Here is a 6,619-nt window from a genome sequence, read left to right as displayed (position 1 = left end):
AGGGAGTCCATGCGGAGTATCGGCGACCGACGACAACGCGGCGAGGTGCGTGCTCCGGCGTCGCGCGCCCGGCGTGATCCGAAAGAGAGCCCCTAGACCGCGGGGACCATCCCGAGCAACTCGCTCAGGCGGCGGACCGTGGCGGGTGACTCGCGGTGCAGGCCGGCGACGTCGAGGCCCTCGTCTCCCAGGATCATCAGCAGCGCCTGCTCCCCGATCGCCAGCACCACGACGTAGCCGCTGTTGCAGCGGGTGACCACGTCGCGCAGGCTGCCCACGCCGACCTCGGCCGCGGTGCGCCGGCCGAGGCCGAGCATGGCGGCCGACAGGGCGGCGGCCGACTCGGGGTGGACGGCGGCCGTGTCGGCGGCCACCAACAGGCCGTCGGTGGTGGAGATGACACTCTCCGAGATGCCCATGACCCGGTCGCGGAGGGACTTCAACTCGTCGACCAGCACGGCGGTCGGTGTCTGGCTGCTCATGGTGCGCTCTTCTCACTCTGCTCGGTCGTCTTGGTACGCGCGGTGTGCTCGGCGCGGTGTGCGTTCGGTGGACCGTCGGAAGCGGCCGCCGCTCCCTCGGATCGGGCGGGCAGGCCGCCGGGGCCGCCCGGACCACCCGCGCCGCGTCCGCTGCGGACGCGGCGCGGCAGCGGCCTGGTGTCGGCCGGCGGCGGTTCGCTCGTCGGCATGCGCGGGGCCACGCTCGGTGCCAGGGGAGCCGGGTGCGCCGGTTCCCGGTGGAGCAGGTGCCGGGCGTCCATCCGTACGACGTCGACGAGCACCGCGAACACACCGCGTCCCAGGGCGAAGCCGAGGTCGCGCGCGGTGCGGCGGCCGGTGGCGGCGGCCAGGATCTCCCGGTAGCGGACCGGGATCCGCAGCGCGCCGGATTCGGCCCGGGCGGCAGGACGGATCCGGATGCGGGCCAGTTCGCCGGGCGGTCCCCAGAGGCGGGTCAGCAGGGCCGTCCGCCGGGCGGTCTCCTCGAAGAGCTGCTCCGGCTCGATGCCCGGGCGCAGCGCGATCCTGGCAGGCGGCGCCGCCTCGGCCGTCTCCCAACTGCCGGGCGGGCTCAGCACCAGGGCGAAGGCCCCGTCGAAGGCGGCGGCGGTGCAGACGGCTTCGAGCTCGGCGGCGCCGATCGACCCCTGAGCCACCAGGGCCGCGCCGAGGTCGCCGCCCCAGGTCGGGGGAGCGTCGGCCGGCCGGCCGACGGACGCGGCCGTCTCGGCGGACGCCCACTCCTCCTCGCCGACGCGCCGGGACTTCAGCAGCAGGGTCGCGGCGGTCGGGGCCCCGGGGGTCTCGATCGCGGCGACCAGACCCTGCTCCAGGTGGATCGTGCCGCCCGGTGCGCTGGAGACGGTGACCGAGCCGGTGAACTCCGTCCGGCGCAGCGCGAGCAGCAGCGCGGGCACGTTGCGCGCGGTGGGCGGAGCCGGCGTCGTGGGAGCTGCGGGCATGGCGGGCGGCGCCGTGTCGTGGGACGGGTCGGTCATGCCAGCAAGTCCTGCGCGCGGTCGGCGGTCTGGCGGACGGCCAGCGCCAGGTTGGTCCGTTCCCGGTCCAGCACGGTGGCCAGCAGCAGGGGATCGCCCATCCGGGACACCACCTGGACGACCTGGTGATGGCGGGTGCTGGTGACCACCAGGCTCTCCAACTCGCTCTCCGCCCCTGCCTCGTACAGCCGCTCGCCGATCAGGTTGGTCAGCTCGGCGAGTTCGGCCCCGGTCCCGAGCAGCCGGTGGTCCCCGGCGGACTGGTAGCTGAGACCTGTGACGGCGTCGACGAGCGCGGCACCGACCACTCCGGGGGAGCCGAGCACATCGGAGAGAGAAGCTTCGAGTGCGCGCACCAGTACCCCTTCACGTTCTGAACCCCGGTAGCGTACTTTATTCCATCATTTTCACGAGGCGACCACAACCGGCGACTTCTTGCTATTTTGTTCCTGCACACGGGAGTTCTGCCCGGAAGTCACGCAAAGGACGAACAGCGCATGAACATTGACGACGCACTCAAGGACGCGATGGCCATCGAGGGGGCCATCGGAGTGGCCGTGGCCGACTACGAGAGCGGTATGTCACTCGGGTTCCTCGGCGGGGGGCAGCAGCTCGACCTGGAGATTGCGGCCGCCGCCAACACCGAGGTCGTTCGTGCGAAGATACGCGCCTTGGCCGCGCTGTCGATCGACGATGTCATCGAGGACATCCTGATCACCCTCGGCACCCAGTACCACCTGATCCGCCCGCTGACCCGCAGTCACGGCTCTCTCTTCCTCTACCTGGCGCTGGACCGCTCGCGCGGCAACCTTGCGCTCGCCCGGCACGGTCTCAAGCGCATCGAGGCCGCTCTCGACGTCTAGCCGAGGCCGGGCCGGCGGCCCGGGTGTCCGCGTCCCGTCCGGAAGGCCCGCCCGGAAGCCCTGCCCGAAGGTCCGCCCGAAGGCCCGCCCGGAAGGCCCGCGCGGGCCGCGTTTCGCGCGTGGAATTCCGGGCGGAGCGAATGCGGGGCGTGACGAACCGACTACGGGGATCCGTCCGTGGGAATCGGGCCGCGAATATCGCGGGTGTACGCCGACCATGGAAATGCGTGACTTTCCGATGACTGGGCGTCATATTCGCCCCGGCTGTTCCGGCCGGCGACGGAGCGCCGGAATACCGTGGTCGAACCGCCGGAGCGCCGGTGTTTCGGCGGTGCCGCGGAATCGGCTCGACCACGCCGCGCGCGGCACGAAGGCGCGCCGCCGAGCCGCCGCGCCGGACGGCAGGGGAAGCGGGGGAGCCCGATGGGTACCGCTGGTAGTTGCCGGTTGCCGGTGATCGCCTCTGATCCGCGAAAGGAATGGAGCATGCACGTCACCCTCGCCGAGGAGCTGATGCTGTTGTCGCTGGACGACAAGTCCGGTGCTGCGAAGGCGGGTACGACCGCCGGCTGGGCGGTGGCGGGCGGGTTCCTCGCGGACCTCGCGCTGGCCGGGAGGGTCGTGGTGGACGACGGCCAGCTGACCGTCACCGACCGCACGCCGACCGGCGAGCCCCTGCTCGACGGGCGTCTCGACCGGCTCGCCGAGTGGGTGGGGCGCAAGGGCGCCGGAAAGGCCAAGCCGGCCGACTGGCTGGCCAAGGACCAGCCGACGGCGATCCGGGACACCGTCCAGCGGCTGTGCGAGCGCGGTTTGGTCGTCGAGGAGCGCCACCGCGCCCTCGGCCTCTTCCCGGTCCGCCGCTACCCGGAGGCGGACGGCTCCGTCGAGCGCGCCCTGCGCGCACGCCTGGCCGCCGTGGTCCTGGACGGCGCCGAACCGGACGTCCGCACCGCCACGTTGATTGCCCTCCTGCATACCGCCCGCCTGTACAAGGTGGCCTTCCCGGAACAGCCCCGCAAGCAGGTCGAGCCGCGCTTCGCGGAGATCGCCGAGGGCGACTGGGCGGGCGAGTCCGTCGGCCAGGCGATCCGGAACATGCAGGCCGCCGTGGCCGCCATCGCGGCCGTCACCATCGCCACCACGGCCGCCACCACCGTCATCACCTGAGCCGGCACCGGCGCCGGGCCCGCCCCACGACTCGGGTTCTGATGAACGTCGCAACCGTCGTGCAGCCTCACAGGACGGCGACCGCCAGCGTGATCGCGGCCAGCACCATCAGCAGCCCGAGCGCCACGAAGCCGTACTCCAGGGGCCTGCGTTCGCGGCCTTCCACCAGGACCTGCCGGGGGTCGGCCGGGTCGTAGCGGACCTGTACGTGGCCGCCGTCCGGCAGCGGGTGACGCGGGGTGGACGGGACGGGCGAGAAGACCTCCACCACCCGGCCGTCCTCGGTCTCGAACTGCAGCAGCGGGCGCGGTGGCAGCGCGCGGTCCTCCGGGGCGGGGACGCGGGCGCGCACCAGGGCCTGGGCCGGGACGCCGACCCGGCGCAGCCGCCGGAGGTCACGCAGGCCGACGACCCCGGCGAGGTAGGCGACCACGCCGCCCAGGCCGCCGAACACCACCACGGCGAATCCGGCCGTCCCGCCCACCGCGCCTCCCTGTCCGAATCGCCCCCGGACACCCCAGTATTGCCGACCGCAGGCACTCCTGACGCCCGGAACCCGCCCAGTTCACGGCGGAGCCCCGCCACTCCGGAAAAGGGGTGACGGGGCCCTCAGGGCAGCGCGCGTACGTCAGACGTCGCCGAACTCGCCGGTGCGGACGGCGACAACGAAGGCCGCGAAGCCATCGGGGGAGAAGGCGAGGGCCGGGCCCTCGGGGTCCTTGGAATCGCGGACGGGGACAACACCGGGACGGGGCGATGCGCCGGAGGCCGGGAATGGCCGCGACGTACAATCGCAGTGAATTACGAAGCGCCAGGCCGAGATTCCGGCACCGGTGTGAGGGAGGGGCCAGGATGTTCGGTTCGCGGAAGAAGCTCAACGACATGATGGCGCAGCTCAGGCCCGACCTGAGTCGGGAATCGCTCGGTGTCGGGCCCGACTTCCCGGGCGTCGCCCCGAACCCGTTCCTGAGCAGTGATGCACGCAAGCGCAATGCGGAACTGCGTACGGGGGCGCTTGCGCTCGGCGTTCTCGTCGACTGGCGGGAGGTCAACAGCAATCCACGCGTGGTCCTGATGCTCGACGTGGAGACCGCCAGCGGCATCTCGTTCCGCGGTATCGCGGACGAGAACCTCACGATCACCGAGCTCACCCGACTCGCCCCGGGACAGACGTTCCCCGTGCGCTACCGGCCGGCCGTCATGGACCACTATGTCGCCCTTGCCCGGGACGCGGACCCCGCCCACGTGCAGCAGCTCGCTGACGAGATCGCGAGCCGCAAGCGGACCTGACCCGAAGCCATTGGCCGGATCCCTGGAAGCCCCTTGAAGTCTTGCTCTGGCTGCCCGACTCGCCCCACCCCGCTCAAGCACCGCAACCTGGACCTGCTCGGCCGATAGAGCTTCACCGCCTCGACCCCGACCGCCGGCGCCCTGCGCCCGCTGCGCGACCCGGACGCCCCAGAGCTGGACGAGGACGAGACCGGCGCGGAATGAATCCGGCGCGGCCCGGGACAGGCTCGCCCGGTCGCTCAGAGGAGGACGCCGCCGGAGACCTCGATGCGCTGGGCCGTCATCCAGCGCAGGCCCTCCGACGCCAACGTGGCGATGGCGTCGCCGATCTCCTCGGGTTCCCCGACACGGCCGAGCGCGGTCTGCCCGGCCAGACCCTGGCGCATACCGACGTCATCCCGCATGGCACCGCCGTTGAAGTCGGTGGCGGTCGGCCCCGGGGCAATGGAGTTGACCCGGATACCTCGGGGGCCGAGCTCTGCGGCCAGAGTACGGCTCAGAGCCTCGACGGCGGCCTTCGAAGCGGAGTAGACCGACGTCGCGGGACTGGTGTGGCGAGTCAACGACGACGAGACGTTGATGACCCGGGCGCCCTGCGCCAGCAGCGGCACAAGCGACTGGATGAGGAAGAACGTGCCCCGCACGTTCGTGCCGAACACCGTGTCGAAGTCGTCGGCCGTGACAGCTTCCAGCGGACCGAAAACGCCAACCCCTGCGTTGTTGACCACGATGTCGAGCCGCGAGGCCCCCCAGCGCTCAAGCAGTGCGCTCAGCTCGGAAGTGAAGGCTCCGAAAGAGGAGATGTCGCTGATATCGAGACGCATGACAGCGGCAGTCCCACCCGCGGCGTGCACTTGCCGCGCCGCTTCCTCGGCCCCGGCTGCATCACCGCGATGAGTGACCACGACCCGCACCCCGCGCGCCGCCAGCGCGAGAGCCGTACTCCGGCCCAGGCCACGGTTCGCACCGGTCACCAAAGCGATCCTGTCGGCTGTCATCAGCTGCTCCCTCATCGCACGGCACCAGAGAGACATCGGGCACCGCCATCAGATGCGAGTCGGTTGACTCGCCTTTCCATTGCAGCGTAGGCGCAGCAAAAGAGGCGAGTCAAGTGACTCGCCTCGGATCTGGGGCATACTGCACGCATGGCAGCAGAGCTCTCCGCACACCACCGCCGTCTCGCCCAGCAGAAGCGTGAGGCGATCATCTCCGCAGCCACGGACCTCTTCCTGAACCGCGGTTACGACGGCACTTCCCTCGCCCGCATTGCCGAAGGGGCGGCCGTCTCGAAGTCCACCCTGTTCAAGCAGTTCCCCACCAAGGCAGCCCTCTTCGAGGCCATCGTCACCGAGTCCTGGCAGCGTGACGCCGCAGGCGCCGTCGCGCGACCTCAGGCCGGAGACCTGCGTTCCGGCCTGACCTCCATCGGCCACCGCTACGCCGACCTGATCGGCCGGCCCGGCATGACAGCCCTGTTCCGCATCGTCATCGCCGAGCTGCCCCGCTTCCCCGAACTGGGACGGATGCAGTTCCAACTCGGCAAGCTGCCCTACTTCACCTCGGTCCAGCACTACCTGGAGTCGGAGCACGAGGCCGGCAACGCCGACGTCCCGGACGCCGAGAGCGCCGCCAACCAGTTCCTCGGGATGATCGCCAACTACGTCCTGTGGCCCCGCATGCTGCTGACCGACTGGAACCCCGCAGCCTCTGACATCCGCTACGCCGTCGAGCAGGCGGTGGAGACCACGCTCGCCCGGTACGCCTCCGATCGACCAGCCTGATCCAAGGGCTGGAA

9 protein-coding genes and 1 pseudogene are annotated in these 6,619 nt (G+C 71.2%); 4 read left to right on the top strand and 6 right to left on the bottom strand.

The features are described from left to right. Positions 1-92 precede the first annotated feature (92 nt). Genes AB0R04_RS22210 through AB0R04_RS22200 form a run of 3 tightly spaced genes read right to left on the bottom strand, consistent with a single transcriptional unit; the run spans position 93 to position 1,857 of the window. The gene (locus AB0R04_RS22210) at positions 93-482 is read right to left on the bottom strand and encodes a roadblock/LC7 domain-containing protein (RefSeq protein ID WP_363373707.1); all 390 of its coding nucleotides are present in this window, start codon (positions 480-482) and stop codon (positions 93-95) included. Beyond that, positions 479-1,501 carry a hypothetical protein gene (locus AB0R04_RS22205; RefSeq protein ID WP_363373706.1) on the bottom strand — a complete coding sequence of 341 codons (1,023 nt, stop codon included), beginning with the start codon at positions 1,499-1,501 and terminating at the stop codon, positions 479-481. The genes AB0R04_RS22210 and AB0R04_RS22205 overlap by 4 nt, the downstream gene beginning before the upstream one ends. Then, on the bottom strand, positions 1,498-1,857 hold the full coding sequence (locus AB0R04_RS22200; RefSeq protein WP_063350518.1) for a hypothetical protein: 360 nt from the start codon (positions 1,855-1,857) through the stop codon (positions 1,498-1,500). The genes AB0R04_RS22205 and AB0R04_RS22200 overlap by 4 nt, the downstream gene beginning before the upstream one ends. A gap of 141 nt (positions 1,858-1,998) precedes the next feature. Between AB0R04_RS22200 and AB0R04_RS22195 the strand changes: the two genes are divergently transcribed. Together AB0R04_RS22195 and AB0R04_RS22190 are read left to right on the top strand one after the other, a co-directional pair. After that, the gene (locus AB0R04_RS22195; protein ID WP_363373703.1) at positions 1,999-2,364 is read left to right on the top strand and encodes a hypothetical protein; all 366 of its coding nucleotides are present in this window, start codon (positions 1,999-2,001) and stop codon (positions 2,362-2,364) included. A 486-nt stretch (positions 2,365-2,850) separates the two neighbouring features. Further along, the gene (locus AB0R04_RS22190; protein ID WP_363373700.1) at positions 2,851-3,534 is read left to right on the top strand and encodes a GPP34 family phosphoprotein; all 684 of its coding nucleotides are present in this window, start codon (positions 2,851-2,853) and stop codon (positions 3,532-3,534) included. A 67-nt stretch (positions 3,535-3,601) separates the two neighbouring features. On the opposite strand, the gene AB0R04_RS22185 is transcribed toward AB0R04_RS22190, so the two are convergent. Both AB0R04_RS22185 and AB0R04_RS22180 read right to left on the bottom strand, forming a co-directional pair. Next, positions 3,602-4,018: a DUF3592 domain-containing protein gene (locus AB0R04_RS22185; RefSeq protein ID WP_363373697.1), complete on the bottom strand. Its 417-nt coding sequence runs from the start codon at positions 4,016-4,018 to the stop codon at positions 3,602-3,604. A 144-nt stretch (positions 4,019-4,162) separates the two neighbouring features. Further along, positions 4,163-4,282 (bottom strand): annotated as a pseudogene (locus tag AB0R04_RS22180) (DUF397 domain-containing protein); the annotation flags it as partial. Positions 4,283-4,386: 104 nt separating this feature from the next. Between AB0R04_RS22180 and AB0R04_RS22175 the strand changes: the two are divergent. Continuing rightward, on the top strand, positions 4,387-4,824 hold the full coding sequence (locus tag AB0R04_RS22175; RefSeq protein ID WP_363373694.1) for a hypothetical protein: 438 nt from the start codon (positions 4,387-4,389) through the stop codon (positions 4,822-4,824). 239 nt (positions 4,825-5,063) lie between these two features. On the opposite strand, the gene AB0R04_RS22170 is transcribed toward AB0R04_RS22175, so the two are convergent. Then, the gene (locus AB0R04_RS22170; protein WP_363373693.1) at positions 5,064-5,822 is read right to left on the bottom strand and encodes an SDR family oxidoreductase; all 759 of its coding nucleotides are present in this window, start codon (positions 5,820-5,822) and stop codon (positions 5,064-5,066) included. Between the two features lie 147 nt (positions 5,823-5,969). Here AB0R04_RS22170 and AB0R04_RS22165 point away from each other — a divergent pair, with 147 nt between their 5' ends. Next, a complete protein-coding gene (locus tag AB0R04_RS22165) occupies positions 5,970-6,605 on the top strand; it encodes a TetR/AcrR family transcriptional regulator (RefSeq protein WP_363373692.1) in 636 nt (211 codons plus the stop codon). Positions 6,606-6,619: the final 14 nt, after the last annotated feature.

The sequence above is a fragment of the Kitasatospora sp. NPDC056731 genome, assembly GCF_040687675.1.
GTDB lineage: Bacteria > Actinomycetota > Actinomycetes > Streptomycetales > Streptomycetaceae > Kitasatospora.
The sequence above is the reverse complement of the archived record's forward strand: the minus strand, read 5'-3'. Positions and strand labels throughout refer to the sequence as shown.